Annotated in this window: 1 protein-coding gene; it reads left to right on the top strand. The window is 35.0% G+C overall.

Features of this window, described 5'->3' with window-relative positions:
- Positions 1-394: 394 nt before the first annotated feature.
- On the top strand, positions 395-1,625 hold a 1,231-nt coding region (locus AC1DWN_RS33530; protein WP_477563149.1), incomplete at its 3' end, for a DUF262 domain-containing protein.

A 1,625-nucleotide genomic window follows, 5' to 3' on the forward strand; every position in this document is an offset into this window, starting at 1 on the left:
CTCCTGATGTTTCAGTTGGTGTAAATCATAAATAGAGAGCAGATGTTGAAACCATTCTTTTTGTGTAGTGAAGTCCGAATCTTTGAATAGTTGGTCGATCTTTTCTTTCAGTTCTGGAACGACCTTTACTCCGAATGTTTTATCCGCCATAGATATCGCACAGCTCCTTGAAATGGTTAACTGAGTAACCGTTGATTTGATTGAGGTTAACTGGTTTTTGAAGTTAACTTGGCAGTCATTGGTCCTTGTTCTATCTTTACGCTTGTAATTTCCAAATATGAAGGTTTTTTAGAAGGGGATATCGAATAGAAACTACTAAACTGTTACTATTGAACTAGCTACAACAGGCAATTGGGGCTTAAACGTTTAAAAAATGGATTGAGGGTGAAATACATTGAAAGCTTCAGAGACAAATTTCCTTAAATTTCTACAAGGTACGAAGCAATTCATTATTCCTATTTATCAACGGAAGTATAGTTGGACTATCCATCAATGCAAACAATTATGGAATGATATTGTCCGAGCATCTTCTGATGATCAAATAAAAGGGCACTTTGTGGGATCTATTGTATATATCGAAAAGGGGTTATATCAGATTTCTTCAGTTCCACAATTACTCGTGATTGATGGTCAGCAGAGGATGACGACCCTGAATTTGTTGCTCTTGGCGCTCGGAAAAGCAATTGAGGAGCGAGAGGAGCGTCAAGAGATAACTAGAAAGAAAATTATGAATTATTATCTGGTTAACAGCGAAGAAGAAGGCGACGCCTACCATAAGTTGCTGTTAACACAAAGTGATAACGAAACGTTAATTCGTCTCGTTCTTGACAAGGAACTACCCGAAGAGTATTCACAACGAGTTTTTGAAAACTACAATTACTTTCTTGAAAATCTGAGAAAGTCAGATACTGACCTGAATGAATTATATAGAGGGTTATCGAAGTTAATTGTCGTAGATATTTCTTTGGATCGGGATCATGACAATCCTCAACTGATTTTTGAAAGTTTGAACTCGACGGGTCTCGATTTGTCTCAAGCGGATTTGATTCGCAACTATGTATTGATGGGATTAGAACCGAAAGAGCAGGATCATCTGTATCAGTCATACTGGTATCCGATGGAGAAGAGTTTTGGTAATCTTAACGATTCTAATGTATTTGACCGTTTCATGCGTGATTACTTGACGGTAAAAACAGGACGAATACCTAACATTAATGATGTATATTCCAGTTTCAAAAGTTATTCATACAGCTTGAAGGACATATCTATTGAACAAATCGTTAAGGATATTTACTGCTACTCAAAATACTTTGTTAAATTAGCATTCCAAAAAGAAGCTGACATAGATATTAATCAGATATTTTCAGATATAAACACTTTAAAAGTGGACGTATCCTACCCATTTTTATTGGAGGTTTATGATGACTTTGAGAACGGAAAAATATTGAAAGAAGAATTTGTTGCAATTTTAAAATTGGTTGAATCTTATGTTTTCAGACGTGCCATTTGTGGAGTTCCAACAAACTCATTGAATAAAACTTTTTCCAATTTAACAAAGGAAATTGATAAAGCAAATTATTTGGAAAGTGCTCAAGTAGCATTTATTAATAAAGATTCTTATAAAC

Source organism: Paenibacillus sp. P4_A7, from assembly GCF_056402455.1.